The sequence below is a fragment of the Synechococcus sp. J7-Johnson genome (assembly GCF_024345795.1).
Lineage (GTDB): Bacteria > Cyanobacteriota > Cyanobacteriia > PCC-6307 > Cyanobiaceae > Regnicoccus_A.
Genome location: NZ_JAGQBU010000019.1, coordinates 19,638 through 44,044, shown reverse-complemented (window position 1 = coordinate 44,044; position 24,407 = coordinate 19,638). Strand labels below are relative to the sequence as shown.

Sequence of the window (24,407 nt, the reverse complement as noted above, 5' to 3'; positions counted from 1 at the left end):
TCCGATGGTGATCAGCACCTCGCCCCAGCCGATTCCCTCCTCCGCCCTGGTGCGTTATCTGCGCCATGAGCAGGGTCTGAGCGAGAGCGCCCTGGCGCTGGGGATTCGCCAGGCCGATCAGGAGCAGGCTCCCCTGCCGGTGATCCTCTGGCGCTTCGGGTTGATCAGCCTGGATCAATTCGATCAGGTGCTGGCCTGGCAGGACCAGCAGACCTGATCGCCGACAACCCAGCTCAGGCGTAGATGATCAGGGATTCCACCGGGTGCTCCCCCGGCAGGCGTGCCCGTCCGCCCAGGCCCGCCAGCTCAGCCACGAAGCCATAGCCGCAGAGGTCGCCGCCGGCTTCGAGCACCAGCTGGGCGCAGGCCGCGGCGGTTCCGCCGGTGGCCAGCAGGTCGTCGACGATCAATACCCGCGGGCCGCCTGAAAGAGCATCGTGCTGGATTTCGAGGCGGTCGTGGCCGTATTCCAGGGCGTACTCCACGGCATGCACCTGGCCGGGCAGCTTGCCGGGCTTGCGCACCGGCACGAAGCCGATTTCCACGGCCGTGGCCAGGGCAGTTCCCACGATGAAGCCCCGGGATTCGATACCCACGATCAGATCGGGGCGCAGCTGTTCGCAGAGTTCCGACAGCTGGCGCACCACTTCCTTCCAGCCGCGTGGGTCACGCATCAGCGGGGTCAGGTCGCGGAAGAGGATGCCGGGCTTGGGGAAATCGGGCACATCCCTGACCAGCTCCCGCAGATCAATGGGCTCGCCCAACTCGGGGGATGCGGTGCTCAGGGCCATGAAAGAGCGATCGGGTGACGGATCGGCGCAGGCGCTGGCATCATCGCAGCCATGGCCGACGTCACGATCACCGCTCCAAACGTTGAAGCCGCCGTGGAGCAGTCCCCACCGCCACGGCCTTCTGCCCGCCTCTCGCGCCGAGGACTCGAGCGGCTCGACCTGATGCTGCTCAGCGTCGAAGCCCTTGATCTCAACGGCGGCGAAGCCATGGTCTGGATGGCAAACCAGCTCGGCTTCGGCTCCCTTTTCCCCAATCGTGTCGAGCTCTGGAAGCGGCGCTGCTACAACCCACTGAGGCTGGCCTGCCGGCGGGGCGTGCTCAGCGAAGCTGAAACCGATGCCCTGATCAGCCTGCTCTGTGCAATGGCCGATCGGCTCTATCCGATGTTGCGCCAACTGCTCTCGGCCTCCGAGCCTGAACCGGTCACCCAGCAGCGCTGGCAGCTGTTCCGCAGCCGGCTCGATGAGCTGGTGCGCGAGCGCCTTAATCCCCGTCGCGGCGGTGTGCAGAAGTTGCTGGATCCCCAGGAGGGTCCCCGTCTGCAGCGGCAGTTGGTGCAGGCTCTGGCCTTTGGCTCCGGCCGGGGTGGCTTCGATCGTCTCAAGGCCAGCCTGATGGATGCCGCGGCATGAAACTCAGTTATCGCTTCGAGCAGACCAGCTGCCGTCTGCGCATCGATGGACTCCCGGATCTGTCCGCCGGTCATGGCCCTGAGGTGATCGGCATCCTCTCGGCCTGGGAGCTTGATCTGGCCGGTCATCCCACTCTGGAAGGCAAACGCGATCACCTCCAGGCCCTGCTGGCCGCGGTGCTGCCCTATGCCCGTCACCTGGTGAGTTCCGTGCCGCGGCCGATGGGGCTGGCGACGGATCCGGTGCAGATGGAGCCGATCTCCTCGACGAGGGCTGGCCTGCGCAACCGCCCGGCCCACCGCCTGCGCCTGCTCAGCAGCCAGCCCGACACCCAGCCCCTGGAGCTCAGCTTCGACGACGCCGAGCTGGCGGACCTGGTGCGCTGTCTGGATCAGCTCCGGCTCGATCCCCGCGTTCAGCTGGGGTTCAGCCTGCCTCCCGATCGCCCCCTCCCCCGCCGCGAAATCCTGGAGCGTGTGCCCCTGCGCCAGCGCCTGGCCCCCCCTGCCGCCGGTCTGGCCGCCCTGGCGATCACCGCTGCTCTGGGCCTGATGGTGCCTCTGCCGCGCCCCACGGCCACACCGGCTGCCAGCCCCGCAGCCACGCCGACCTCTCCCCTCACCCCTCCCCGCTAGGTGACTGCCCCATTGACGATCGGGAACCTGTGGCCACACTCAATGGGAGAGTCCTCTGGGGATGATTCTGTTGGCGTTGATTCGGCTGCCGATGATCCTGCGCTCCATGGTCCTGCTGCGATGACGACGAAGCCATGACCACCAGCTGGTCTGAACTGCGCCGACGGGTGAATCGGCTGGGGGCCTCCCTGGATGTGGTCGTGCGCAGTGATCCCGAGGTCTGTGGCCTCAGCGGCAAGGATTTTCACCTCTCTCTCCACCACGGCGGACAGGGGGATTGCACCGTGGCGGGTCTCAGCCTGGTGGATTGCCCCAATGAACTGGTGCTGCTGGAGTTCGAGCGTTGGATGCGCGGCGCGGGCTACAGGCTCGATTGAGAAGCCGCCGCCATGAAGACTCACCTGCCCGATCCAGGCCGCAAAATCCCGTTGCCTCGCAAGGTGTTCTCGCGCCAGCGGCGGAGTGGATCGGCCTGGCGGGAGGGGGGCCTGGCTCTGCTGAACGGGGCGGCGGGAACGGGGCTGCTGCTGCTGCTGATGCAGCTCCCCAACCGCCTGGATTCGCTGCTGGTGATCAGCAAGGTGATCAGCGCCCTGATCCGGGGGCTGAGCCAGATCGGCATGGGTCTGATCAGCCTGTTGCTGGGCCTGCTGCAGGCTTTTGGGGTGTTGCTGCTGCTGGGGCTGGCGATCGCCGCACTGCTGTTGCTGATCAACGGGGCGTTCCGCCTGCTGCGCCTGGCCATGCCGGGGCTGGGCGGGGTTATGGCGCTGCCGGCGGGTCTGGCTCGAGTCGTCTGGTCGGTGGTGCGTATCCGGCCGCCGGATCGCCCCGAGCGCTGAGCTCAGGGCCGGGGCGCCAGCGACCGCCGCGACTCCCATAATTCCTGCAGGCTGATGGAACCGTTGCTGTTCAGGTCGATCTTGGAGAACCGCCGGTTCAGCCAGGGAAAGGAACGTGCCTCTTTGCGGCTGAGCTGGCCGTCACCGTTGCGGTCGGCCTGGGTGAACACCGTATGCAGCCTCACCCCCAGGAAGGCCGGCTGGCGGGGACTCAGGTCGGTGGGCAGCAGGTAGCCCCGGCCCCGCTGATCCAGCCGCTGAAAATTGGTTTCCAGATAGGGCTGGCCCCGGCTTTCCTGGGGAGTCACTCTGCCGTCGCGGTTGCGGTCCAGCCGCTCGAACCAGGCCTGCTTCTGCTGGTGGTACAGCTGCAGCGAGCGGGCGTCCTGGGCGAGGCCTGGCCCAGCCTGGCTGAGCAGCAGCAGGGAGGCCAGCATCAATAACCCTCTGCGGCTTGTGCTGCTGCCCTGAGCCAGGTTGGGCCTCGTTCTGGAGCTGGTGGGCGACGCCATGGCAATCACCTTATGGAGGTGAGCGGGCCAGGTCAGCCTCTGCGGCGGCGGCTTCAGGGGCCAAGACATGACCGGACCTGTCTGCAGGGCCGGGCAGTCACCTTTGGCAAGGTGCCCCGTGGGGTCTGCCCCTGGGCGCGGTGGGTTCCGCTCCATACAGTCAGGCCAGCTGCGGCCCCCGCCTTGAGCCGAACCCACACGATCTGGGTCGTCGATGACGACCCAGAATTGCGCCAGTTGTTGGGTACATACCTGACCGACCAGGGCTATGAGGTGCGCTGCCTCACCGACGGCCGCCAGCTGATGGCCCGGCTGGAGTTCCAGCGTCCCGATCTGGTCGTGCTTGATCTGATGATGCCGGGCGACGACGGCCTCACCCTGCTGCGTCGCCTGCGCGACGCCAGCGACGATCTGCCCATCGTGATGCTCACGGCCCGGGGCGAGGCGGTTGACCGGATCATCGGCCTTGAACAGGGCGCCGACGACTATCTGGCCAAGCCGTTCCTGCCCCGGGAGCTGATGGCCCGCATCGAAGCGGTGCTGCGCCGCCGCGGTTCCCTGCCGGCCGGCACTCCCCTCGCCGATGGCGAGCTGGTGCAGTTCGGCGACAACGTGCTGGATCTCTCCGCCCGCACGCTGGAGCGGCAGAATCAGGCGGTGACGATCACCAGCGGTGAATTCAGCCTGCTGGCCGCCTTCGTGCAGCATCCGCACCGCCCCCTTTCGCGGGAGCGGCTGATCGAGCTGGCCCGGGGTCCCGCCAGCGACACCGACACCCGCAGCATGGACGTGCAGGTGTCGCGGGTGAGGCGGCTGGTGGAGCCCGATCCGAGCCGGCCGCGCTACCTCCAGACGGTCTGGGGCTATGGCTACGTCTTTGTCCCTGACGGCCAGCCCCGCAACCGCTGAGCCATGGCCCCCGCGATGCGCCCAGCTGCCCTGTCGTTGCGTCTCGGGGTGTTTTTTCTGGGGGGATGGGCCCTCAGCCTGGTGCTGCTTCAGGTCCTGCTCGGTACCCGGATCGGCCAGGCCCAGATCGCGCAGATGGCTCCCCAGGTGGCCCTGAACCTGAGGCTTTCGGAGCTGGCGTTGGAGCGCTTCCCGCCGGCCACGGTCTCCCAGCTCAGCGGGCTGCAGCTGGGTGTTGGCCAGCCACCGCGGCGTCCCCGCAGCTGGGGCCTGCTCGGCCAGGGAGACGATGTCCGCCTCGAGCGGCAGGCCGACCAGCTCCAGCTGGAGCTCTGCCGCCGTCTGCCCCGCTGCCCCGAGGTGGTGCCGAACCATGGTGCGGCCCGTGGTGTCTGGATCGAGCTGGCCTCACCCCTGGAGCCGGTCTGGCTCTATGCCTCCATCCGCCCCCGTTTCGGCTGGCCACCCGACCCGCTGCTGATCACCCTCTCGCTGGCGAGTGGCAGTTTGATGGCGGGGGCACTGTTCCTGCTGCTGGAGGTGCAGCGGCCGCTGCGGCAGCTGGAGAGAGCCCTGGCGCGGGTGGGCCTCGAGGCTCAGCCGGAGCCGATGCCCCAGCGGGGCGCTCCCGAAGTGCGCCGCCTGGCTCAGCGCTTCAACGCCATGATCCTGCGCCTAGAGGAGAGTGAACGGGAGCGAGGCACGATGCTTGCAGGGATCGCCCACGACCTCAAGACCCCGCTCACGCGACTGCGGCTGCGACTGTCGATGCTGGGGGATGCCTCCGCCAGCGCCCGGGCCGGTGCCGATCTCGATGATCTGGAGCGGATCACTGGTCAGTTCCTGCTCTTCGCCGGAGGCGGGGGAGAGGAGCCAGCGGTGAGCGTGCCCCTCGCGGAGCTGCTGGCGGAGCTGGCCGCCCGTTATGACGGCCAGCCGGTGGAGCTGGATCTGGACCCGGTCACGGCCACGGTTCAGCCGATAGCCCTGGGCCGAGCCGTGGCCAATCTGATCGATAATGCCCTCAGCTATGGGCAGCCGCCGGTGAGGCTGGTGCTGCGTGCCTGGCAGCAGGACGGTTTCGAGTTACAGGTGTGGGATCAGGGGGAGGGTATCGCCGAGAATCAGCGCTCCCAGGCGCTGATGCCCTTCCAGCGCCTTGACGAGGCTCGCAGCGGCCACGGCCACTGCGGCTTGGGTCTGGCAATCGCCCAGCGGGTGGCCCGCACCCATGGCGGTGAATTGCGGCTGGGGGGTGAGCCCCTGGTGGATCTCTCGCCCCAGGAGGCTCCCGGCACGTTCTGCGTCAGCCTGTGCGGCCATTCCCTGGTGGCTGGACGTGTCAGGGCCTCAACAATCTGTCCTTAACCCACACCCTGTTCAGGAGGATGCCTCTAGACAAGAGGATCGTTGGGGGTTCGGAGCTGAGCTTGATGGCTAAAGACAAGAGCAAGAGTGAGGGTAAAAAGGGCAGCTCCGCCAAGCACGGCTCCGCCAAGACCAAGAAAAAGAAAGGTAGCCATGGAGACTCCGGCCTGGTACCCGCCGTGGCCGGTTCCCATTCCCCATTCCCCCCCAACGGTGAGAATGATCGCTACCACCCCTCCCATCTGCTCGGGGAAAGTGAAGACGATCTGGGAGCCCCCCCCGAAGATAAAACTGTCAAACTGAGCCGCAAGTTCTACGAGAAAGAGCTGGAGAAACTCCAGGTCGAACTGGTGAAGATGCAGTACTGGGTGAAGCACGTTGGCTTTCGCCTGATTATTCTCTTTGAAGGCCGTGATGCCGCCGGCAAGGGTGGTGCGATCAAGCGCATCACCGAACCGCTCAATCCCCGGGGCTGCAATGTGGTCGCCTTGGGTACGCCCTCGGATCAGCAGCGCACCCAGTGGTATTTCCAGCGCTACGTGGAGCACTTCCCGGCAGCCGGAGAAATCGTCATGTTCGATCGCAGCTGGTACAACCGAGCTGGTGTGGAGCGGGTGATGGGCTTCTGCACGGAATCTCAGGTTGAGGAGTTCATGCAATCGGCCCCCCAGTTCGAGCGCATGCTGGTGCGTTCGGGAATTGTTCTGCTCAAATACTGGTTCTCAGTCAGCGACGAGGAGCAGGAAGTCCGTTTCCGCTCCCGGCTGGGTGATCCGGCCCGTCGCTGGAAGCTTTCACCGATGGATCTCGAGTCACGTGACCGATGGGTGGAGTTCTCCAAGGCCAAAGACCAGATGTTCGCTCACACCAACATCCCGGAGGCGCCGTGGTTCACCGTCGAGGCAGATGACAAGCGCCGGGCCCGCCTCAACTGTATTCGCCATCTGCTCTCCAAGATCCCCTACGAGGACATGACGCCTGCACCAATTGAACTGCCTCCGCGCAAGACTGTCGGTGATTACCATCGCCCGCCGATGAACGAGCAGTTCTTCGTTCCCAACGCCTATCACTGAATCCCCAGCCCTTCCGCCCCATTGCCCCCTGGCCATGACCAGCTCCGACGACGACCCGGGCCCTGGCCCGGACTCCTCCCAGCCCTCCCGGTCCGGCGAGGGATCCGAGGAAGCCCTGACCGTTCCCGCCACGGCTCCCTTGCGGGGTCCTGAGGGCAGCCTGCTCTACACGGGCATCGATGGTCGCCAGTACATCGTCTGCGGGGATCCAGCCCAGGCCCTCGACCAGGAGCTGATGGCCTCCTTTCAGGCTCTGCGTTCGGGAGCCCAGGACCTTGAGGCCCTGATCCGGGGTGCCCAGAACTGGGTGGAGCACGCCAGCGACCAGGGCCTGAGCCCGGAGGTGGCCCGCCGCACACTGCTCTCGCGTCTCAGGCAGGCCCTCGACGATCAGTAGGGCGGCTCAGTGGAGCCGCTCGAACCAGAAGCCTGCCAATTGCCAGCTGCTGAAGAGGAAGATCAGCAGGAACAACCAGTTCAGCCAGGGGGGACGTTGCTTGTTCTCCAAACCCATCAGCCTGTGGCGGCGGCAACGGCCCAAACCTATCGGCTGGTCCGGCCATGGGGCACTTGGGTCAATCCTTGGGCTGCTGAGAGTCGCAGGGGACCAACTCCCCGGAGGAGTCGTTCTGACACAGCCCCCAGCGCTGGCCGCTGGCGTCATCCACCCAGCGCAGCACCTGCGGCCCGCCAGGGCTGCCCGGCGCGGCTGGAACGGTGATCACCGCCAGCCTGGCCCCGCCCCTGCGGTAGTCGAAGCGGCAATAGCCCAGCCCCGTGCCGGCGCAGCCACTGAGGCTGGCCAGAGAGCTGCCGGAGCGCTCCTGGTCAAGAGCATCCGCGCTTGCGGCCGGAGCGGGCCGCCAGCCCAGCTGCAGCAATCGTTTGTCGGCCGCGATGATCGGTTCACCCACCCGTAAAAGTGACGCCAGGCCCAGGCTGTCGTTCCGGCGCTGCTGGGCCAGGGCCAGTCCGGCACCGCCGAGCAGGGCCAGCAACAGAAAGGCCCCCAGGGAGCGGCTGCACCAGCGCCCGATGGGACAGCGGGGGCATTGGGGAAGCGGACCTTTTTGAGCCGTTGCCATGGACATCCCCGCGGTGTATTCCTTCCTGGGTTTTCCCGGCTGGGGACCTGTTCATCTCTATCTCCCTCATCAGGGGGATCCGGCCGGGGCGGCCCTGAGGCTGGGCGCAGCCCTCGAGGCCTGCCAGGCCGATGGGAACGGTCCCGGCGGGCTGGTGGCCGGTTTCCTGCGCTGCCATCTCCAGGCTGAACCCCTGGGATCTCCGGAGTTTCGCCATGATTGCCGCTACCGCTATCTGATCGTTTACAGGCCTCAGGGGCGCTGGGCGCTGCGGATCACCGCCTGGCGGCATCCGATCGCTGAGCAGGGCTGGCGGCGGCGTTGCGGACCGATCGAGCTGGACGGGTTCCTCAGGCGTTTCCATCCATGCCGGGGGACGCAGCGGCTGGCTTGGTCCGCCTGAGGTCGTGGAGGCCCTCCAGCTGGTTGTAGACCGCCAGCAGCTGCATGCGGATGTGATCGGTGTTCTCAAGCTTGGCCAGGTTGGCGAGAACCGCCTCGATCTGGTCCTTGCTGTCGATCAGCAACCGGCATTCACTGGTACCGGGTTCGTAGCTCATGGGGACTCGCGGGTGGGAAGGAACGGAATGGCGTACGCCCTCAGAATCGTGCTGGGGTCACCATCCAACGGAAAGGCTGGCGCTGACGCTGTTGGATCGGTTGCATTTCAACCGATGTGATCCGGCCCTGACAGGCCGCTGAGCTGACGGGGCATCAGCACCAGGAACAGCCACCACCACAGCAGCACGCCTGTGGCGAGCGGAACGGTAAGCCACCAGCGTCCGAGCCAGAACCAGCTGCCGGTGATCATGAGCACACCGGTGAGCAGGATCGACCAGGGCTGGCACCACCAGGGTTTGAGCTGCCAGATCGACACCGCCCCTGGCGCTGGGGCGGTGTTGTCGGGGACATCGCTCATCGGTTCAGGATCATCAGGAATGGAACAGCAGCACCAGGCCCATGCGCAACTGGTGGAACTCCCGTTCCTCACGGCTGAGATCCAGCCCCACATCCAGCCCTTCCTTGAGGGCGGCCTCATAAGGGGGGATTGAGGGTGCTGCGCCAGCACGCCAGAGGGCGGCGATTCCCACGGGGGTGGCATGCCAGCTGAAGCATGGGGTGAGCCCGATCGAGGGTTCCTCGAGGGCGTCTTCGAGCAGGTCGCGGATCGGCATGGCTGGCTGAGCTCCGTTCAGCATCCAGATCCAGGCCTGGGCACGCAATCAGCTGAGAGTTTTCGTGATGTGATGGCGCGGCCGCGGGCCCTACCCTGCCGCCATGTCAGGACTCCCCAGCCGGATTGCCCTAGTGCATGAGTGGTTCACGCCCCGCTCGGTTGGGGGCTCTGAACTGGTGGTGCAGCAGATCGATCGGCTGCTTGGTGCGGGTCGCCCCGCAGCCAGCCTCTTTGCACTTGTGGATGGGGAAAGTGACCGGCCGGGCAGCTGGCTGCAGGGTCGGCGCATCCAGACCAGCTTCATCCAGCGCCTGCCCTGGGGGGTGAGCCATGTGCAGCACTACCTGCCGCTGCTTCCCCTGGCCATCGAGCAGCTGGATCTGGCCGGTTATCCCCTGGTGCTAAGCAGCAATCACCTGGTGGCCAAGGGGGTGCTCACCGGCCCGGACCAGCTCCACATCAGCTATGTGCACACACCGGTCCGCTACGCCTGGGACCAGATGCATGCATACCTTGCCGGTTCCGCCATCGCCCGCGGACCACTGGGACCGTGGGTGCGCTGGCAGCTGCATCAGCTGCGTCAGTGGGATGTGAGCAGCAGTGCCCGGGTCGACCATCTGCTGGCCAACTCCAGCTTCACGGCGCGGCGGATCTGGCGCTGCTGGCGCCGTTCCAGCCAGGTGCTGCATCCGCCGGTGGAGGTGGACCGCTTCCGCCCGGACCTGCCCCGGGAAGACTTCTACCTCTCCCTCTGCCGCCTGGTGCCCTACAAGCGGGTGGATCTGGTGATCGAGGCCTGCAACCGCCTGGGGCTGCCCCTGCTGGTGGTTGGCGACGGTCCGGAGCGGAGCCGCCTGCAGGCCCTGGCCGGCCCCACCGTGACCCTGCTGGGGTCATGCTCTGCCGAGCGGGTAACGGATCTGATGGGGCGCTGCAGGGCCTATCTCTACGCCGGTCTGGAGGATTTCGGCATCGCCCCGGTGGAGGCCATGGCCGCGGGGGCTCCTGTGATCGGCCTCGGTCAGGGTGGGCTGCTCGACACGGTCCGCTGCCTGGCTTCAGGCACCTCCCATCCCACCGGCCTGCTGTTCGAACAGCAGAGCGCCGCAGCCCTGGTCCAGGCCATGGAGCATTTCGAGCAGGGACAGTTGTGGCACCGTCTGCCGGCGGAGCGCCAGCGCCAGTGGGCCGAGCGCTTTTCGCCGGAACGGTTCCGCCAGAGGCTGCAGGTGGTTCTGGAGCGTCGCTGGCAGGGGCATCAGCGGCGTCTGCAGCGCTGTGCCTCTGGGGTGAGTGACCGCGAAAGCTGGTGAGTGAACCAAACGATTTTTAGTATTCCGACACTTCGGGGGCGTTGATGTCCGGAACGTCACTCAGCGCTTACCAAGTTGCCGGCCCAGTTGCCCGGCCCCTGCACCTGGTTCCCCTGCCCGCGGTCGCTGATTCGATGACCCCCGCGGTGCCCACGGCCGAGCAGTTGATCCGGGCGCAGTCGAAGCGCTCCCGCGTGCTCAAGCGCAGTGGCGACATTGTCTTCTCCCTGGCGGTTCTGGCCCTGGGCAGTCCCCTGCTGCTGCTGCTGGCTGTACTGGTGAAGCTCAGCTCGCCCGGGCCGGTGTTCTATGTGCAGCGCCGGATCGGCCGCGGCTACAAGGGTTTCGGCTGCATCAAGTTCCGCACGATGCGCAAGGACGCCGACCGCATCCTCAAGACCTTGCTGGAGCAGTCGCCGGAACTCAAGGCGGAGTTCAAAAAAGACTTCAAGCTCAAGGCCGACCCACGCATCACCCCGATCGGGGGCTTCCTGCGCCGCTCCAGTCTCGATGAGCTGCCCCAGTTCATCAACGTGCTCAAGGGCCAGATGAGCGTGGTCGGGCCGCGGCCGATCGTCTGGGATGAACTGGAGCGCTACGGCCGCCAGATGGATGAGGTGCTGGCGGTCCGTCCTGGACTCACCGGCCTCTGGCAGGTGTCGGGGCGCAACAACCTCAGCTACAAGGCCCGGGTCCAGCTTGATGTCAGCTACGCCCGCCGTCGCACGGTCCAGCTGGATCTGGCGATCATTCTGCGCACGGTGGGGGTGATCCTCTACCCGCGTGATCGCGGCGCCTACTGAGCCCCTCGCCTCAGTAAGCCAGCCCGCGCAGCTGGCTCAGCCAGAGCAGCATGGGCAGGCTCAGGGCCAGCCAGAGTGCCTCCAGGCGGGCGCTCAGCGTCAGGATCAGGGCCACGGCAGTGGCATCGGCTGCTGGATAACCCCGGCCGAGGATCGGTTTGGTCCTGGCCACGCCTCCGTAGTGGTTCAAGCCCCCCAGCTGAACCAGGCCCGCCAGGGCAAAGGCCGCCATCGACACCCCGGCGTTGGGAGAGGGATCGCCCCGCCCCTGGCGCAACGCTTCCCGCCCCAGCTCAAGGCCTCGCCAGAGCCGGCCCGCGACGGCTGGCAGCGTGAACGCCACCAGCCGGGCGGGTAGCCAGGTGAGCAGGTCATCGAGGCGGGCGCCGGCGGTACCCAGCCAGAGCAGGCGGCCGCGGCGGTAGCCGAGCATGGAATCGAGCGTGCTGGAGGCCTTGTACATCCAGGCCAGGCTCAGGGGGCCGGGAGCCCCATCAGCAACCCCCAGGGCCGCCCAGATCCCCGCGCCCACCAGCATCCAGAACAGCGGGCCAAAGAGGCCATCGACAGCATTTTCCGCGGCAGTCTCTGCTGCCCCTCGCATCAGTTCCGCCCGGCTGAGCTGGTCCACATCCCGGCCCACGATCCAGGCCAGCCGCCGGCGCGCCTCCCTCAACTCACCATCCTCCTCGGCATCTGGTGGCTGCGGGCCGCTGACCGCTTCCAGCACCGCGCGCACGGCCTTCTCCAGGCTGCCGGCGGCCAGGGCGCTGGCCAGGGCCACCACCAGTCCGGGCAACCCGAGCCAGACCACTGGGGCCGGCAGGGGCAGGAGTGAACTTGAGCCAAGTGCCAGTTGCTCAATCATCCAGCCGGCCAGGCCGCTGAAGCCCACCACCAGGCTGGTGAGGCCCAGTCCCAGCAGCCGCAGCCGGCGGGGGTGATCTCCGGCCCAGCGCTCCCCGGCCGCGCGCAGCCACTGGATCGCCCAGCCCATTGCCTGCACCGGATGGGGCCAGCTGATCGGATCCCCCACCAGCCGATCCAGGCCGGCGGCCAGCAGCACCAGGAGCCAGAGCTGAAACGCTCCTGCCGCTGAGATCACGGCCTCGGCGGCAGCACCAGGGCCGCGCCGATGAAGAGGCCAAGCTGAAGGGGGAGGGCAACGGGCAGGCCGAGCAGCTGGGCAACCAGCCCCATGGCCAGGCTGCCGATCAGGCCGCCGATCGCCCCCGATCGCGCCAGGCTCTGCCAGCTAAGGGGCTCATCGCCCAGGTCTGTCAGACCCCTGACCTGATCCAGGTCGCTGGCCTGGGCCAGGCCGCCCATCGGCAGAAAAAGCAGCAGCGATCCCCAGCCCGGCAGCCAGCGGGTAGCTCCCAGCAGCAGGGCCATGACCAGATAGCGGAAGGCCCCCTCGCGGCGAGTTCCCACCAGCTGCCGGGCCATCGGCCACCAAGCCAGACCCCAGTCCCCGCCAAGGCAGCGCCCCAGTCCATAGGCGGCCAGCACTAAGCCGAAATCCAGACAGGTGCCGGCTTCCACCTGGCGAACCCACAGAGGCAGCAGTCCGAAGAGCCCGCCGAACAGCACACCCTGCATGGCGCAGCGCCAGCTGAACGGCACAGGCGCAGGCGGGGCTCCTGCACCTGCGGCCTGGCGGCGAGCCTCCCCCCGGGCCTGGCGGGCCAGAGGTAGCGCTGGCAGGAGCAGCACCAGGGCCTGGCTGAACTGGAGCAGGGCGCGGCCGATCGGAAACAGCAGCGCCGTGAGTCCATGGCCAAGCAGGGCACCGAATTCGCCGACACGCCGCAGCTGTCCCATTGGCAGCTGGTGCACTGCCAGCAGGGTCCGCTGCACGGGCAGAACCGTCATCTGGGCGCCCACCGCGACGGCCAGCACCGAGGCCATGGCCAGCAGCACGGGGATCGAGAGTTCGGGCGTTGGGGCGCCCACGGCCGGGCTGGTGCCCACCCCCAGTCCCAGCAGCACCAGCACAGCCAGGAGTTGCAGTATCACCCCGGCCAGGGGACGGTGGATCAGGGGAAGCAGCACCGGCAGGGTGACCAGGGCCGGCAGCATGCTGTTCACCAGGGGTGAAGGGCTCAGGCCACTCACCATCCAGGCGGCGGCGGCCAGGGTGAGGCTGGTGCTGGCCTGGGCACTGCCCCAGGCCAGCACAGGCAAGCTCAGCCTGGGAGCTACGCTTGTCCCGTAGGGATGATTCGGCTTCAGGAGGCCTTGAGCCAGCTGAACATGGAACGCAGACCCACGCCCACCTGCTCGACCGGATGGGCAGCATCGCGTTCGCGGGCCTTGATCATCTCCGGCTTGCCGGCCTCGCATTCGGCCACGAAGTTGCGGGCGAAGGTGCCGTCCTGGATGTCGACGAGAATGCGCTTCATCTCCGCCTTGGTGTCGGCGGTGATCAGACGGGGACCGCTCACGTAATCGCCGTACTCGGCGGTGTTGGAGATCGAATCGCGCATGGCGGTGAGGCCGCCCTTCACCATCAGATCAACAATGAGTTTCACTTCGTGCAGGCACTCGAAGTAGGCCAGTTCGGGCTGATAGCCCGCGTCCACCAGGGTTTCGAAGCCGGCCTTCACCAGCTCACTGAGGCCGCCACAAAGAACGGCCTGCTCGCCGAAGAGGTCTGTTTCGGTCTCTTCTTTGAAATTGGTCTCGAGGATGCCGGCACGGGTGCCTCCGATCGCCTTGGCGTAGGCCATCGCCAGGGCGCGGGCGTTGCCGCTGGCGTCCTGGTGGATGGCGAAGAGTGCAGGCACACCCTGCCCGTTCTGGTATTCCCAGCGCACCGTGTGGCCGGGCCCCTTGGGGGCGATCATCACCACATCCACATCCGCCGGTGGGTTGATCAGCCCAAAGCGGATATTGAAGCCATGGGCGAAGCTCAGCACTTTGCCGGGCTTGAGGTGTGGTGCGATTTCGGCGTCGTAGACGGCCTTCTGGGTTTCATCGGGCAGCAACACCATGATCCAGTCGGCGCGCTCGGCGGCCTCGGCCACGCTCAGCACCTCAAGGCCATCGGCCCTGGCCTTCCCCGCCGAGCGGCTGCCTTCGTAGAGGCCAACCACCACGTTCACGCCGCTGTCCTTGAGGTTGAGGGCGTGGGCATGGCCCTGGGAGCCGTAGCCGATGATGGCCACCGTCTTGCCGTCGAGCAGGCTCAGATCGGCGTCTGAGTCGTAGAAGAGCTGGGCCATCCGGCTAATCGGGCAGGGCAAACAGCGACTTTACGGTCGCGCCTGACCGCTTAGGCTTCGCCGGGGTGGGAGATCACCCGGTCGATCAGGCCGTAGTCCTTGGCCTCAGCAGCGCTGAGGAAGTAATCGCGGTCGGTGTCCTTGGTCACCTTCTCGAGGCTCTGACCACACATGTCGGCCAGGCTCTGGTTGAGCATGTCCTTGATGCGCAGGATCTCGCGGGCCTCGATCTCGATGTCACTGGCCTGTCGCTGGCTGGTGCCGCCAAGAGGCTGGTGAATCATGATCCGCGCGTGCGGCAGGGCCAGGCGCTTGCCCTTGGTGCCCGCCGCCAGCAGGAAGGCACCCATGCTGGCCGCAAGCCCCACACAGATGGTGATCACATCCGACTTGACGTACTGGATCGTGTCGTAGATCGCCAGCCCGGCCGTGACAGACCCCCCTGGGGAATTGATGTAGAGATAGATCGGCTTGCTGCTGTCGTCGGAATCGAGGTACAGCATCTGGGCGACAAGGCTGTTGGCGACGCTGTCGTTCACCTCCGAGCCGAGGAAAAGGATGCGCTCCACGCCGAGGCGGGTGTAGATGTCGACCCAGCGCTCGTACTGGCTGCCGGGCAGGCGATAGGGAACGCTGGGGGTGCCGATGGGCATGGCGGTGGGTGTGAAACGGGGTGTTGACGCAATGAAAGACGAGCAGCGAGCTGGCTTGGATCAGCGAGCTCAGCGGGCCAGGTTCAGACCGAACCGGCCAGGGGGACCGGCAGGGGCTTCTGGCTGGTGAGGATCCGGTCGATCAGTCCGTACTCCAGTGCCTCCCTGGGCGTGAGGTAGGTCATGCGGTCGGAATCCTTCGAGAGCTGCTCCACACTGCGCCCGGTGTTCTCGGAGAGCATCTCCAGCATGACCCGCTTGTTGTGCAGGACTTCCTGGGCGCGGATCTGAATGTCGCTGGCCTGGCCGCGGGCTCCGGAGCGGGGCTGGTGCAGCACGATCGAGGCGTGGGGGAGGGCGGCCCGATGGCCCTTGGTACCCGCCGAGAGAATCATGGCGGCCGTTCCCATTGCCTGGCCGATGCAGATGGTGTGCACCGGTGGCTTCACGTATCGGATCGTGTCGCAGATGGCGAAGGCCTCGGTTTCGAAGCCGATGGCATCGCCTGAGTACCAGCTGGTGCCGGTGGAGTTGATGTAGAAGAAGATCGGCTTCTCGGGATTGTCGAATTCGAGATAGAGGAGCTGGGCAATGATCAGCTCGGTCACATCGATCCCCATCTGACGCTTGGCTTCGTCGTCGGAGAAGAGGGGCAGACCGAGGTACACGATCCGCTCCTTCAGCATCAGCGACGGCAGATCGGGCGGCGGTGTGCGCATCACGGCGGAATCGCCGTAGTAAGGGGCCGACACCGACATCTGGAAACGCTCTACAGGGCCTGAAAGGGAGCCTAGCGGGGGCCAGCCGACTGCTGGACCTGGGCGGGCTGTTTCGGCCCCTCCTGGTCGCAGCGGGCGAAGACCATGCGCCCAGCTGGGGTCTGGAGGGCGCCGGTCACGGTCACGGGCAGCCGCTGGCCGATGCGGGCCCGGGCGGATTCCACCACAACCATCGTGCCGTCCTCCAGGTAACCCACGCCCTGGTTGGCCTCCTTGCCCTCGCGAACGATCTTGAGCTGCAGGGCATCACCGGGCTGCACCTCGGGCCGCAGGGCGATCACCAGGGCGCTCAGATTCATCACCTTGAGGGCCTGCACCTCAGCCACCTTGGCCAGGTTGTAGTCGGCTGTGAGCAGGGTGCCGCCGGTGTCGGCGGTGAGCTTGAGCAGCTTGTCGTCGGCGCCGTTGCCCTCGTAGCGGGTGCTGTTCACCACCAGGCGGCGGCCATAGGTTTCACGCAGGGCTGCCAACAGGTTCAGGCCGCGCCGGCCCTTGCCCCGCTTCTCGGCATTGCCCGAATCGGCCAGCTGCTGCAGCTCATCGATCACGGCCTGGGCCACGATCACCTGGCCTTCCAGCAAGCCCGACTCCAGCAGCCCGCGGATTCTTCCGTCGATGATCACGCTGGTGTCGAGAATCTTGGCGGTGGCTGGCTGCAGAACCCCTTCGGCGACCAGCAGCGCCTCGGTGCTGGAAGGGTTGAACAGCCGCAGCAGCGTGCGGCCGTGAACCTCGGCGAGGTTGTAACCCAACACCCCGAAGAACACGTTGCTGAGCACTGCCGCCAGCGGCTTCACGAAAATCACTTCCCAGGGCAGCGGCAGCAGCAGGATCGGTGCCAACAGCAGATTGGCCACAAGCAGGCCCAGGATCAGCCCCACCGCACGGCTCACCAGCAGGTCGGTGGGCATCGAGCGCACCTGACGCATCAGGCGCCGCCGCAGCAGCTGGAAGAAGAATCCGGCCAGCAGCCCGAAGAAGGCCCCGAAGCCGCCCAGCACCCAGCGCAGGCCCTCGAGGTTGGTCACCTCGATCAGCAGGTTCTCCGGCAGCAGATCCACCCCCAGCCAGCCGGTGGCTGCGCCGGAGATCAGGAACAGCAGCAGGATGATCGGGTCCACCATGGATGGGTTATGGGCTGCCTAGAACAGGGAACTCGCAGCATGGCTGATCCCACTCCATCTGGCCGGGAAAGGTATCCGTACATTTGCCTACGGACATGTGGCGAAACCTGAAGGCGGCCGCGCCCAAGTCCACGCCAGCCCGTGACCGCACCCCGCGCCGCCTACCTCCACATCCCCTTCTGCCAACGCAGGTGCTTCTACTGCGACTTCGCGGTGGTGCCACTTGGGGACCATGCCGACGGGGCCAATTCCGGCTCGATCGCCGCCTATCTGCCCCTGCTGCAGGCTGAGATCGCCGCCAGCCCGAACCCTGCGCCGCTCTCCACCGTCTACATCGGCGGCGGCACCCCCTCGCTGCTCACGCCCAGGCAGATGGAAGGGGTTCTGGATGGCCTGCGGCAGCGATTCGGCTTCGCCCCCGGGGCTGAGATCACCCTGGAGATGGATCCGGCCAGCTTCGATCGTCCGCGGCTGGAGGGGATGCTGGCTCTGGGCATCAATCGGGTGAGCCTGGGGGGACAGAGCTTCGATGATGGGGTGCTGGAGCGACTGGGGCGCCGCCATCGCCGTCAGGACCTGCTCCAGGCCGCCGGCTGGCTGCGCCAGGCCCTTGCCGCCGGTGATCTGGCCAGCTGGAGTCTGGATCTGATCCAGGGGCTTCCCGAGCAGGATCTGTCCCACTGGCGGCAGCAGCTGCGGCAGGCCCTGGAACTGGAGCCGCCCCATCTCTCCGTCTACGACCTGATCGTGGAGCCCGGCACCGTGTTCGAGCGCCTGCAGCAGCGCGGGCAGCTGCCCCTGCCGGATCCGGATCTCGGGGCCGACCTGATGGACCTCACCGGGGAGCAGCTGCGCAGCGCCGGCTACGGCCGCTACGAGATTTCCAACTACGCCCGGCCCGGGCACGCCTCCCGCCACAACCGCGTCTACTGGAGTGGGGCCGGTTGGTGGGGTTTTGGCCTGGGGGCCACGTCGGCTCCATACGGACAGCGCCTGGCCAGGCCCCGTACCCGTGAGGCCTATGCCGCCTGGCTGCAGACCAGAGCGGCCAGCCAGCCGGCAGGGCGGCCGCCGTTCGATGAATGGCTGATGGTGGGTCTGCGCCGGCGCGAAGGGGTGAACCTGGAGCGTCTCGCCCGGGCCGCGGGTCTGAGCACGGCTGACTGCACGTCGTTGCATGGCTGGATGGCCCTCTGGCGCGAGCGGGGCCTGCTGCTGGTGGAGGGCCGGCGCTGGCGGCTGGCGGATCCCCAGGGGCTGGCTCTCAGCAATGCGGTGCTGAGGGAGTTGCTGGCCTGGTGGGACGCCCATCAACCTCAAGAGGTGCATCTGGCCGAGTCGCCGATTGCATCCAGCCCCTGAGGGCGTCCACGCAAAGCTCGCGGCCAGCCAGCAGCGGCGCGCTGAAGGGAGGTTGGCTCGGTGTCAGGCCCAGGAGGTCCGCCGTGACACGGACCTGGCCGTCGCAGTCGTCGCCGGCGCCGATCCCGATCACCGGAATGGCCAGCTGCCGGCGCAGGCTGCCGGCCAGATCCGCCGGCACGTGTTCAAGCACCAGGGCGAAGCAGCCGGCGGCCTCCAGATCCAGCGCCTGGCGCCGCAGACGCTCCTGGCTGATCGGGTCCCTGGCCTGGCGCCGATAGCCCAGCCGGTGCACCGACTGCGGGGTCAGGCCGAGGTGGCCCATCACCGGGATCCCGCTGCGCACCAGCCGGTCGATCACGGCCACGGTTTCCGGCTCACCGCCCTCCAGCTTCACGGCGGCAGCCGCGCTTTCCTTGAGCACCCGCCCAGCGGCAGCCACCGCCTGATCAGTGCCGCACTGGTAGCTGAGGAAGGGCAGATCGCAGATCAGCAGCGGTTGCTGGCCCCGGGGCCGCCGCAGACCCCGGGCCACGGCCTGGGTATGCCCGATCATCTCCGCCAGGGTCACCGGCAGGGTTGTGGCATGGCCGAGCACCACCATCGCCAGGGAGTCGCCCACCAGCACCACCTCGGCACCGGCCTCCTCCACAAGCGCCCCTGAGAGGGCATCCCAGGCGGTGAGCATCAGGATCGGCCGCCCCGCCTGTTTGCGGGCTACCAGATCACCGGGTCTCAGGGGCACGGGCAGAAACCTCTCGGGCTTCCATTGCTACCATTGAACCGACTCGGACCCACGCGGCCCGGACGCCCAAATCTGGTCAGGACCGGAAGGTAGCAGCCACATGGGATGCTCCAGGCAGGCGTGGAATCCGGGTCACCCACTTCAAAAACTTGAGCCTCCAGGCCTGGTAGAGCTGCCGGTTCAGGGGTTGGTGGAGCGGCTCTGGCGGTTGAGCAGGAAGGGGGGAATCTTGGCGCCGCGCTGGTCGGCTTCGGCTTCGGTGTGGGTGAGCTCGGGGCTGGCGGCAAATTTCTCGCGGGGGCGCTCGATGCGGTAGGTGCTGCCTGCCTCGAAGCCTGTGGCGATCACGGTCACGTGGATCTCACCTTCGAGCTTCTCATCCACAACGGCGCCCACAATGATGTTGGCGTCGGGGTCGACCACGTCGTAGATCACCTCGGAGGCCGTGGTCATGTCCTCTAGGGTCATGTCCTTGCCGCCGCTGATATTGATCACGCAGCCCTTGGCCCCGTCGATCCGGGCTGCTTCCAGGAGAGGGCTGCTGATGGCGGCTTGGGCTGCTTCCACGGCCCGTGAGCGACCTGAGCCCACGCCAATGCCCAGCAGGGCCGTGCCCGCCAGGGTCATGACCGAGCGCACATCGGCAAAGTCGACGTTGACCAGGCCAGGACGGGTGATGATGTCGCTGATCCCTTTGACGCCCTGACGGAGCACATCGTCGGCGGCGCGGAAGGCCTCCTGGAGGGGAGCGCCGGAGATGGCATCACGCAGGCGGTCGTTGGGGATCACGATCAGGGTGTCGACGTGCTCCGCCAGCCGGGCGATGCCTTCCTCGGCCTGCTTCATGCGCTTGCGTCCTTCAAAGCTGAAGGGCTTGGTGACGATGCCCACGGTGAGGGCACCGCATTCCTTGGCCACCTCCGCGAGGATCGGGGCCGCGCCGGTGCCGGTGCCGCCCCCCATGCCGGCGGCGATGAACACCAGGTCGGCCCCCTCGAGGGCTGCCTGCAGGTCGTTGCGGGATTCTTCGGCCGCCTTCTGACCGATCATCGGGTTGCCGCCAGCCCCCAGACCCCGGGTGAGCTTCTGGCCGAGCTGCACCCGTCGCTGGGCGGCCGATTGCAACAGGGCCTGGGCGTCGGTGTTGAGCACCCAGTAGCCGACCCCTTCGAGATCCGAGGCGATCATCCGATTGACCGCGTTGCTTCCGCCACCGCCTACGCCGATCACTTCGATCCTGGCGCTCTGGCTGGGAACAATGCCGTTACTGGAATGCGAGGAGGTCAATGGGGATCCGAGTAAGGCGTCTGGTGGGATGGGGAGGATTCCTGCGGTGAGCTGGCCGCCCGGGGAACCGTTGGCACTCATCTCGGGCAGCATTATGTCGGTGGCGGGCTGGAAAAATCCTGTGCGATGCGGCACTTTTGCGTGAAATCGGTTTTCTCGCAATGCTCCGGTGAGGGTTTGCGCTCCATTCGGGAGCTTGCGGCCCCCAGCGCATCAGTCCACTCCTTGCCCTGGTCGTTTCGGCTGAGCGGAATCGACAGCCGCAGCTGGCAGCCCCAGTTCGGGTTGGTTCGGGTCGCTCAGGTCGATTGAGCGCACCCCCTGGCCCTTGACCCGCTTCGGCAGTTCTCCGGACAAGTAACGCAACACGTCGAGACGGCGCACGAGATCGCCGTCAGGTCCACCGAGCTTTACCTCCCCCAGAGTGCCGGTGGTCAGAAAAAGGGTGCCGTCGGGTTCGAATCGGATCGTCTGGAGGGGGCTGCCCAGGTCGTTGCGGCGGTCGATGAGCTGCACGATGGTCGGCTTGAACCGGGCCTGCCAGCCCTGCACCCGGATGTCCGTTTCGGGCTGGCTGCCGCTGGATCCGATCGCCTTCTGGCTGCTGCTTATCCAATTGCCGAGGCGGTCGATGTAGCCCTGCTCGTTCCCCTTGGCTGTACGCCGCTCCGCCCGCGCCACCACCTGGCGGTCCATCAGCTCGATGCGCAGGCGGGGTGGCAGGATCAGTCGCTGCACCGTCACCTGCTCCACCGGAAGGGCGCCGAGGAGTTCGGAGCGCAGCCGTCGGGGGTCGAGGGTCAGCAGGGGCATGGGGAAGCGCAGTTCAGCTGCGGTGATGACCTGTTCACGGCTCACCCGCTCGCTGCCGCTCACCTCCACCTGGGACGGGCCGCTGAGGCTCCAGCCCTGGCGCAACAGTCCGTAGCCAAGGCCCGCGGCTGCCGCCGAGAAGACCACAAGCCTCCAGAAGTTGCGCAGGCGTTCCTGCCGGCGCTGCAACCGCAGTTGCCGCCGTCGCTCAACCCCTGGCGCCTGAGGACCTGGACTCACAGCTCACAACGGGATCGGGCCATCAGCTCATCCATCCAGCGCCGGGCCCGCTCGGCATCGGAGAAGGGCAGGTCTTTTTGCTGGCCATCGCCCACCAGCCGAACACGGCAACTGCCCTGGCTTTCATCGGTAAGGGGAGCATCACCCGAGCCCAGGGACATCAGCTCAAGCAGTTCGAGCTTGCTGATGACGAACGATCCCTGGGGCTTGAGCACCCCGGCCTCAAAGGTGCTCCAGGTCAGGACCCCTTCGGCGAGCCGCGCCGCACCGCAGCCATCGAGTTTCGAGAGTTCCGAGCCGGCCGCCCAGTCGCGGAAGAGTCGTTGACGGCGGCGCTCAAGCCAGCCGAGGGCCGTGAGCAGCACAAAAACCACCAGCAGGGGCAGCCAGAGCAAGCCGTGACTCATTCCGCCGGGTCCTCTCGAGATGATTCACGTTCCCATTCTCCCGCGCTCTCCACCAACTGGTGCACGAGGTCGGCCAGTGGTACACCGCTGGCGGCCCACAGCATCGGATACATGCTCTGGCTGGTGAAGCCGGGCATGGTGTTGATCTCGTTCAGCCAGAGTTGCTGTGCCGCTTCGTCGTAGAAGAAATCCACCCGCGCCAGCCCCTCGGCAGCGACAGCGGCACAGGCCTGAAGCGCCATGGCGCGCAGGCTCTCGCTCACGGCTTCGGGCAGCTCGGCGGGGATCACGGTGGAGCTGAGCCCTGCTGTGTATTTCGTCTCGTAGTCGTACCAGTCAGCAGAAAAGCAAATCTCCCCCACCACTGAGGCCTGCAGGCCGCCCCGGCCTCCGGGCCCCTGACCGAGCACGGCGCACTCCAGTTCCCTGGCCGTGACCCCCTGCTCCACCACCAGCCGTGGATCGAGGTCAGCAGCCAGTTCAAGCCCCTGCAGCAGGGAGGTGCGGTCGCTGGCCTTGCTGATGCCCACCGAGGAGCCCATGTTGGCCGGCTTGACGAAGCAGGGGTAGCCCAGATCGCGCTCCAGGCGCTGCAGAAGCCCCTCCGGGTCCTGGCGCAGGTCTGCTGCCTGCACGCCGGCGTAGGGCACCTGGGGCAGGCCTGCGGCGGCGAAGGCGGCCTTCATGGCCTGTTTGTCCATGCCGAGGGCTGAGCCGAGCACGCCAGAGCCCACGAAGGGCACCTGCATCAAGGTGAACAGCCCCTGGATGGTGCCGTCCTCGCCGTTGGGCCCGTGCAGCACCGGAAACCACACGTCAACGCCAGCGGCCTGGGTTGGAAGGCCCTTGAAGCCAGGCCCCTCCAGGGGTCGATGTGTTGCGGTGTCGAGCAGCTGCTCGTCGGAGGCCGGTTCAGCGCTGGAGAGAACGGTCTCGGCCAGCTCTGGGCCCCACCAGCGGCCCTGGCGATCGATGTAGAACGGCCTAACCAGATAGCGCAGGAGGTTCTCGTCGTCCCTGAGGCCTGCCACCACGGTGATGGCCGAGCGGATCGAGACAGCGTGCTCATCGGATGCCCCCCCGAACACCAGGCCGACGCAGCGGGGGGGGCAGGGCATGGGGTCGGTCAGATCCGGATCGGCGCCAAACGTATCAGCGCCACCACTCCTCAGCCCACCGCAACACCGCTGAGGGAGAAGGCGCGCACCTCATCGATCCTCACGTTCACCAGATCCCCCGGCTGGATGGCGCCGCCCTGAGGTTCGCCGTTGTGGCTGGCCTGGTCCTTGGCGGGGAAGAACGTCAGCCGATTGGTGCGCGTGCGGCCCATGAACTGGCTGGGATCACGGGGGTTGCTGCCTTCCACCAGCACCTGCTCGATCCGCCCCCGGTAACGCTCACTGCGCAGGCGGGCTGTGCGCTCCACCAGGGCGTTGATCTCCTGGAGCCGCTCCACCTTCACGGCCTCGCTCAGCTGATCGGGCCAGTCCGCGGCAGGGGTATGGGGCCTGGGCGAGTAGGCGGCGGTGTTCACCTGGTCGAAGCCGATCTCCTCGATCAACGCAAGCGTGCGCCGGTACTGGGCGTCGGTTTCGCCGGGGAAGCCCACGATCACATCAGCGCTGATTGCCGCATCAGGCATGCGACTGCGTATGCGCTCGAGGATGCGCCGATAACGCTCCACCGTGTAGCCGCGCGCCATCGCCTTCAGCACGTCGTCATCACCGCTCTGGAAGGGGATGTGGAAGTGCTCGCACAGCTTGGGCAGCTCGGCGCAGGCCTCGATCAGGCGCTCGGTGAAGTAGCGGGGATGGCTGGTGGCGAAGCGGATCCGCTCGATTCCCTCCACGTCGTGGACGTGCTGGAGCAGGTCGGTGAGGGTGTGCTGACGGCGGCCCTCCGGGGTGATGCCGGGCAAGTCGCGGCCATAGGCATCGATGTTCTGGCCCAGCAGGGTGACCTCCTTGAATCCGCGCTCCGCCAGCCCCTCCATCTCCAGCCGGATCGCCTCTGGGCGACGGCTCTGTTCGGCGCCACGCACCGAAGGAACCACGCAATAGGTGCAGCGCTCGTTGCAGCCGTAGATCACGTTCACCCAGGCGCACACCTGGGAATCGCGGCGGGCGGTGGTGATGTCTTCGAGGATGTGGTGCTCACCGGTGGCCACCACCTGCTGACCGCTGGCCACCTGCTCCAGCAGGGTGCCCAGCCGGTTGGCGTGCTGGGGACCCATCACCAGGTCGAGCTCGGGCACCCGCCTCAGCAGCGACTCTCCCTCCTGCTGGGCCACGCAACCAGCCACCACCAGGGTGAGGTGGGGGTTGGTCCGTTTGCGCTGGGCCTGACGACCCAGGTAGCTGTAGACCTTCTGCTCAGCGTTGTCGCGAATCGTGCAGGTGTTGTAGAGCACCAGATCAGCGCTGTGCTCATCGCTTCCGGGCTGGTAGCCCATGCTTTCGAGGATTCCGGCCATGCGCTCGGAATCGGCTTTATTCATCTGGCAGCCGAAGGTGGTGATCCAGTAGCTGCCGCGCCGCCCGGCCAGAACTGGGGCCGATGCCGATGCTGTGGCACTCGCCGTTGTGGTGGTAACGCTCATCCCACAAGTTTCGACCATGGCCGAAACTTG

31 protein-coding genes and 1 other RNA gene are annotated in these 24,407 nt (G+C 66.9%); 14 read left to right on the top strand and 18 right to left on the bottom strand.

Going from position 1 to position 24,407, the window contains the following annotated elements:
• Positions 1 to 4: 4 nt before the first annotated feature.
• Positions 5 to 217, top strand: coding sequence for a DUF2949 domain-containing protein (locus KBY93_RS10705; RefSeq protein WP_094554236.1), 213 nt, complete (start codon positions 5 to 7; stop codon positions 215 to 217).
• A gap of 16 nt (positions 218 to 233) precedes the next feature.
• Here KBY93_RS10705 and KBY93_RS10700 read toward each other — a convergent pair whose 3' ends face one another.
• On the bottom strand, positions 234 to 791 hold the full coding sequence (locus KBY93_RS10700) for an adenine phosphoribosyltransferase (protein ID WP_255094370.1): 558 nt from the start codon (positions 789 to 791) through the stop codon (positions 234 to 236).
• A 51-nt stretch (positions 792 to 842) separates the two neighbouring features.
• Here KBY93_RS10700 and KBY93_RS10695 point away from each other — a divergent pair, with 51 nt between their 5' ends.
• The 4 genes from KBY93_RS10695 to KBY93_RS10680 all read left to right on the top strand — a co-directional run bounded on the left by KBY93_RS10695 (position 843) and on the right by KBY93_RS10680 (position 2,901).
• Positions 843 to 1,424 carry a DUF3038 domain-containing protein gene (locus KBY93_RS10695; protein ID WP_255094369.1) on the top strand — a complete coding sequence of 194 codons (582 nt, stop codon included), beginning with the start codon at positions 843 to 845 and terminating at the stop codon, positions 1,422 to 1,424.
• Positions 1,421 to 2,059: a DUF4335 domain-containing protein gene (locus KBY93_RS10690; RefSeq protein ID WP_255094368.1), complete on the top strand. Its 639-nt coding sequence runs from the start codon at positions 1,421 to 1,423 to the stop codon at positions 2,057 to 2,059. The genes KBY93_RS10695 and KBY93_RS10690 overlap by 4 nt, the downstream gene beginning before the upstream one ends.
• Positions 2,060 to 2,193: 134 nt before the next feature.
• On the top strand, positions 2,194 to 2,436 hold the full coding sequence (locus KBY93_RS10685) for a hypothetical protein (RefSeq protein WP_094554240.1): 243 nt from the start codon (positions 2,194 to 2,196) through the stop codon (positions 2,434 to 2,436).
• Positions 2,437 to 2,448: 12 nt separating this feature from the next.
• Entirely contained in the window at positions 2,449 to 2,901 is a 453-nt protein-coding gene (locus KBY93_RS10680; RefSeq protein WP_255094367.1) for a hypothetical protein, read from the top strand.
• Between the two features lie 2 nt (positions 2,902 to 2,903).
• Here the strand turns inward: KBY93_RS10680 and KBY93_RS10675 are convergent, their stop codons facing one another.
• Positions 2,904 to 3,338, bottom strand: coding sequence for an EF-hand domain-containing protein (locus KBY93_RS10675; RefSeq protein WP_255094366.1), 435 nt, complete (start codon positions 3,336 to 3,338; stop codon positions 2,904 to 2,906).
• A gap of 258 nt (positions 3,339 to 3,596) precedes the next feature.
• Here KBY93_RS10675 and KBY93_RS10670 point away from each other — a divergent pair, with 258 nt between their 5' ends.
• The 4 genes from KBY93_RS10670 to KBY93_RS10655 all read left to right on the top strand — a co-directional run bounded on the left by KBY93_RS10670 (position 3,597) and on the right by KBY93_RS10655 (position 7,160).
• The gene (locus tag KBY93_RS10670) at positions 3,597 to 4,322 is read left to right on the top strand and encodes a response regulator (RefSeq protein WP_255094365.1); all 726 of its coding nucleotides are present in this window, start codon (positions 3,597 to 3,599) and stop codon (positions 4,320 to 4,322) included.
• Positions 4,323 to 4,325: 3 nt separating this feature from the next.
• The gene (locus KBY93_RS10665) at positions 4,326 to 5,690 is read left to right on the top strand and encodes an ATP-binding protein (protein ID WP_255094363.1); all 1,365 of its coding nucleotides are present in this window, start codon (positions 4,326 to 4,328) and stop codon (positions 5,688 to 5,690) included.
• Positions 5,691 to 5,755: 65 nt separating this feature from the next.
• Positions 5,756 to 6,763 (top strand): polyphosphate kinase 2, encoded by a 1,008-nt coding sequence (gene ppk2, locus KBY93_RS10660; RefSeq protein ID WP_255094362.1) that lies wholly within the window; start codon positions 5,756 to 5,758, stop codon positions 6,761 to 6,763.
• A gap of 34 nt (positions 6,764 to 6,797) precedes the next feature.
• Complete coding sequence (locus tag KBY93_RS10655) at positions 6,798 to 7,160, top strand: hypothetical protein (protein ID WP_255094361.1); 363 nt, start codon at positions 6,798 to 6,800, stop codon at positions 7,158 to 7,160.
• Positions 7,161 to 7,338: 178 nt separating this feature from the next.
• Here KBY93_RS10655 and KBY93_RS10650 read toward each other — a convergent pair whose 3' ends face one another.
• On the bottom strand, positions 7,339 to 7,848 hold the full coding sequence (locus KBY93_RS10650) for a hypothetical protein (RefSeq protein WP_255094360.1): 510 nt from the start codon (positions 7,846 to 7,848) through the stop codon (positions 7,339 to 7,341).
• Between KBY93_RS10650 and KBY93_RS10645 the strand changes: the two genes are divergently transcribed.
• A complete protein-coding gene (locus tag KBY93_RS10645; RefSeq protein ID WP_255094358.1) occupies positions 7,847 to 8,251 on the top strand; it encodes a hypothetical protein in 405 nt (134 codons plus the stop codon). The two genes, KBY93_RS10650 and KBY93_RS10645, sit on opposite strands and share 2 nt — an antisense overlap.
• On the opposite strand, the gene KBY93_RS10640 is transcribed toward KBY93_RS10645, so the two are convergent.
• From KBY93_RS10640 to KBY93_RS10630, 3 genes are all read right to left on the bottom strand, one after another.
• Positions 8,199 to 8,408: a hypothetical protein gene (locus tag KBY93_RS10640; RefSeq protein ID WP_094554247.1), complete on the bottom strand. Its 210-nt coding sequence runs from the start codon at positions 8,406 to 8,408 to the stop codon at positions 8,199 to 8,201. The two genes, KBY93_RS10645 and KBY93_RS10640, sit on opposite strands and share 53 nt — an antisense overlap.
• 107 nt (positions 8,409 to 8,515) lie before the next feature.
• Positions 8,516 to 8,767 (bottom strand): DUF6737 family protein, encoded by a 252-nt coding sequence (locus KBY93_RS10635; protein ID WP_255094357.1) that lies wholly within the window; start codon positions 8,765 to 8,767, stop codon positions 8,516 to 8,518.
• A gap of 13 nt (positions 8,768 to 8,780) precedes the next feature.
• Complete coding sequence (locus tag KBY93_RS10630) at positions 8,781 to 9,023, bottom strand: hypothetical protein (protein ID WP_094554397.1); 243 nt, start codon at positions 9,021 to 9,023, stop codon at positions 8,781 to 8,783.
• Positions 9,024 to 9,126: 103 nt separating this feature from the next.
• Here KBY93_RS10630 and KBY93_RS10625 point away from each other — a divergent pair, with 103 nt between their 5' ends.
• Both KBY93_RS10625 and KBY93_RS10620 read left to right on the top strand, forming a co-directional pair.
• Complete coding sequence (locus KBY93_RS10625; RefSeq protein WP_255094356.1) at positions 9,127 to 10,338, top strand: glycosyltransferase; 1,212 nt, start codon at positions 9,127 to 9,129, stop codon at positions 10,336 to 10,338.
• Between the two features lie 134 nt (positions 10,339 to 10,472).
• Positions 10,473 to 11,141: a sugar transferase gene (locus KBY93_RS10620; protein WP_255094354.1), complete on the top strand. Its 669-nt coding sequence runs from the start codon at positions 10,473 to 10,475 to the stop codon at positions 11,139 to 11,141.
• Positions 11,142 to 11,151: 10 nt separating this feature from the next.
• On the opposite strand, the gene cbiB is transcribed toward KBY93_RS10620, so the two are convergent.
• The 6 genes from cbiB to KBY93_RS10590 form a co-directional block, all read right to left on the bottom strand.
• Entirely contained in the window at positions 11,152 to 12,246 is a 1,095-nt protein-coding gene (gene cbiB, locus KBY93_RS10615; RefSeq protein WP_255094352.1) for an adenosylcobinamide-phosphate synthase CbiB, read from the bottom strand.
• Entirely contained in the window at positions 12,243 to 13,322 is a 1,080-nt protein-coding gene (locus tag KBY93_RS10610; protein ID WP_255094384.1) for a hypothetical protein, read from the bottom strand. The genes cbiB and KBY93_RS10610 overlap by 4 nt, the downstream gene beginning before the upstream one ends.
• Positions 13,323 to 13,372: 50 nt before the next feature.
• Positions 13,373 to 14,368 (bottom strand): ketol-acid reductoisomerase, encoded by a 996-nt coding sequence (gene ilvC, locus KBY93_RS10605; RefSeq protein ID WP_255094350.1) that lies wholly within the window; start codon positions 14,366 to 14,368, stop codon positions 13,373 to 13,375.
• A 50-nt stretch (positions 14,369 to 14,418) separates the two neighbouring features.
• Positions 14,419 to 15,021 carry an ATP-dependent Clp protease proteolytic subunit gene (locus tag KBY93_RS10600; protein ID WP_094554252.1) on the bottom strand — a complete coding sequence of 201 codons (603 nt, stop codon included), beginning with the start codon at positions 15,019 to 15,021 and terminating at the stop codon, positions 14,419 to 14,421.
• A gap of 83 nt (positions 15,022 to 15,104) precedes the next feature.
• The gene (locus tag KBY93_RS10595; RefSeq protein WP_255094349.1) at positions 15,105 to 15,779 is read right to left on the bottom strand and encodes an ATP-dependent Clp protease proteolytic subunit; all 675 of its coding nucleotides are present in this window, start codon (positions 15,777 to 15,779) and stop codon (positions 15,105 to 15,107) included.
• 32 nt (positions 15,780 to 15,811) lie between these two features.
• A complete protein-coding gene (locus KBY93_RS10590; protein WP_255094346.1) occupies positions 15,812 to 16,924 on the bottom strand; it encodes a PIN/TRAM domain-containing protein in 1,113 nt (370 codons plus the stop codon).
• A 141-nt stretch (positions 16,925 to 17,065) separates the two neighbouring features.
• Here KBY93_RS10590 and hemW point away from each other — a divergent pair, with 141 nt between their 5' ends.
• The gene (hemW, locus tag KBY93_RS10585; protein WP_255094345.1) at positions 17,066 to 18,286 is read left to right on the top strand and encodes a radical SAM family heme chaperone HemW; all 1,221 of its coding nucleotides are present in this window, start codon (positions 17,066 to 17,068) and stop codon (positions 18,284 to 18,286) included.
• On the opposite strand, the gene panB is transcribed toward hemW, so the two are convergent.
• Complete coding sequence (gene panB, locus KBY93_RS10580) at positions 18,189 to 19,025, bottom strand: 3-methyl-2-oxobutanoate hydroxymethyltransferase (protein WP_255094382.1); 837 nt, start codon at positions 19,023 to 19,025, stop codon at positions 18,189 to 18,191. The genes hemW and panB overlap by 98 nt on opposite strands.
• Before the next feature lie 46 nt (positions 19,026 to 19,071).
• On the opposite strand from panB, the gene ffs reads away from it, so the two are divergent.
• An RNA gene (gene ffs, locus KBY93_RS10575) (signal recognition particle sRNA small type) lies at positions 19,072 to 19,168 on the top strand.
• 43 nt (positions 19,169 to 19,211) lie between these two features.
• Here the strand turns inward: ffs and ftsZ are convergent.
• From ftsZ to miaB, 5 genes are all read right to left on the bottom strand, one after another.
• A complete protein-coding gene (gene ftsZ / locus KBY93_RS10570; RefSeq protein WP_255094344.1) occupies positions 19,212 to 20,318 on the bottom strand; it encodes a cell division protein FtsZ in 1,107 nt (368 codons plus the stop codon).
• Positions 20,319 to 20,531: 213 nt separating this feature from the next.
• Positions 20,532 to 21,371 carry an FtsQ-type POTRA domain-containing protein gene (locus KBY93_RS10565; protein ID WP_255094343.1) on the bottom strand — a complete coding sequence of 280 codons (840 nt, stop codon included), beginning with the start codon at positions 21,369 to 21,371 and terminating at the stop codon, positions 20,532 to 20,534.
• On the bottom strand, positions 21,368 to 21,778 hold the full coding sequence (locus KBY93_RS10560; RefSeq protein ID WP_255094342.1) for a hypothetical protein: 411 nt from the start codon (positions 21,776 to 21,778) through the stop codon (positions 21,368 to 21,370). Before KBY93_RS10560 ends, KBY93_RS10565 begins: the two co-directional genes overlap by 4 nt.
• The gene (locus tag KBY93_RS10555; RefSeq protein ID WP_255094341.1) at positions 21,775 to 22,896 is read right to left on the bottom strand and encodes a D-alanine--D-alanine ligase family protein; all 1,122 of its coding nucleotides are present in this window, start codon (positions 22,894 to 22,896) and stop codon (positions 21,775 to 21,777) included. The genes KBY93_RS10560 and KBY93_RS10555 overlap by 4 nt, the downstream gene beginning before the upstream one ends.
• Positions 22,897 to 22,946: 50 nt before the next feature.
• On the bottom strand, positions 22,947 to 24,377 hold the full coding sequence (gene miaB / locus KBY93_RS10550) for a tRNA (N6-isopentenyl adenosine(37)-C2)-methylthiotransferase MiaB (protein ID WP_255094340.1): 1,431 nt from the start codon (positions 24,375 to 24,377) through the stop codon (positions 22,947 to 22,949).
• Positions 24,378 to 24,407 lie beyond the last annotated feature (30 nt).

Bases quoted from the DNA above. Each gene is read 5' to 3' on its own strand.
- KBY93_RS10705 (WP_094554236.1), top strand. From the start codon at position 5: ATGGTGATCAGCACCTCGCCCCAGCCGATTCCCTCCTCCGCCCTGGTG.
- KBY93_RS10700 (WP_255094370.1), bottom strand. From the start codon at position 791: ATGGCCCTGAGCACCGCATCCCCCGAGTTGGGCGAGCCCATTGATCTG.
- KBY93_RS10695 (WP_255094369.1), top strand. From the start codon at position 843: ATGGCCGACGTCACGATCACCGCTCCAAACGTTGAAGCCGCCGTGGAG.
- KBY93_RS10690 (WP_255094368.1), top strand. From the start codon at position 1,421: ATGAAACTCAGTTATCGCTTCGAGCAGACCAGCTGCCGTCTGCGCATC.
- KBY93_RS10685 (WP_094554240.1), top strand. From the start codon at position 2,194: ATGACCACCAGCTGGTCTGAACTGCGCCGACGGGTGAATCGGCTGGGG.
- KBY93_RS10680 (WP_255094367.1), top strand. From the start codon at position 2,449: ATGAAGACTCACCTGCCCGATCCAGGCCGCAAAATCCCGTTGCCTCGC.
- KBY93_RS10675 (WP_255094366.1), bottom strand. From the start codon at position 3,338: ATGCTGGCCTCCCTGCTGCTGCTCAGCCAGGCTGGGCCAGGCCTCGCC.
- KBY93_RS10665 (WP_255094363.1), top strand. From the start codon at position 4,326: ATGGCCCCCGCGATGCGCCCAGCTGCCCTGTCGTTGCGTCTCGGGGTG.
- ppk2 (WP_255094362.1), top strand. From the start codon at position 5,756: ATGGCTAAAGACAAGAGCAAGAGTGAGGGTAAAAAGGGCAGCTCCGCC.
- KBY93_RS10655 (WP_255094361.1), top strand. From the start codon at position 6,798: ATGACCAGCTCCGACGACGACCCGGGCCCTGGCCCGGACTCCTCCCAG.
- KBY93_RS10645 (WP_255094358.1), top strand. From the start codon at position 7,847: ATGGACATCCCCGCGGTGTATTCCTTCCTGGGTTTTCCCGGCTGGGGA.
- KBY93_RS10650 (WP_255094360.1), bottom strand. From the start codon at position 7,848: ATGGCAACGGCTCAAAAAGGTCCGCTTCCCCAATGCCCCCGCTGTCCC.
- KBY93_RS10640 (WP_094554247.1), bottom strand. From the start codon at position 8,408: ATGAGCTACGAACCCGGTACCAGTGAATGCCGGTTGCTGATCGACAGC.
- KBY93_RS10635 (WP_255094357.1), bottom strand. From the start codon at position 8,767: ATGAGCGATGTCCCCGACAACACCGCCCCAGCGCCAGGGGCGGTGTCG.
- KBY93_RS10630 (WP_094554397.1), bottom strand. From the start codon at position 9,023: ATGCCGATCCGCGACCTGCTCGAAGACGCCCTCGAGGAACCCTCGATC.
- KBY93_RS10625 (WP_255094356.1), top strand. From the start codon at position 9,127: ATGTCAGGACTCCCCAGCCGGATTGCCCTAGTGCATGAGTGGTTCACG.
- KBY93_RS10620 (WP_255094354.1), top strand. From the start codon at position 10,473: ATGACCCCCGCGGTGCCCACGGCCGAGCAGTTGATCCGGGCGCAGTCG.
- ilvC (WP_255094350.1), bottom strand. From the start codon at position 14,368: ATGGCCCAGCTCTTCTACGACTCAGACGCCGATCTGAGCCTGCTCGAC.
- KBY93_RS10600 (WP_094554252.1), bottom strand. From the start codon at position 15,021: ATGCCCATCGGCACCCCCAGCGTTCCCTATCGCCTGCCCGGCAGCCAG.
- KBY93_RS10595 (WP_255094349.1), bottom strand. From the start codon at position 15,779: ATGTCGGTGTCGGCCCCTTACTACGGCGATTCCGCCGTGATGCGCACA.
- KBY93_RS10590 (WP_255094346.1), bottom strand. From the start codon at position 16,924: ATGGTGGACCCGATCATCCTGCTGCTGTTCCTGATCTCCGGCGCAGCC.
- KBY93_RS10560 (WP_255094342.1), bottom strand. From the start codon at position 21,778: ATGAGTCACGGCTTGCTCTGGCTGCCCCTGCTGGTGGTTTTTGTGCTG.
- KBY93_RS10555 (WP_255094341.1), bottom strand. From the start codon at position 22,896: ATGCCCTGCCCCCCCCGCTGCGTCGGCCTGGTGTTCGGGGGGGCATCC.
- miaB (WP_255094340.1), bottom strand. From the start codon at position 24,377: ATGAGCGTTACCACCACAACGGCGAGTGCCACAGCATCGGCATCGGCC.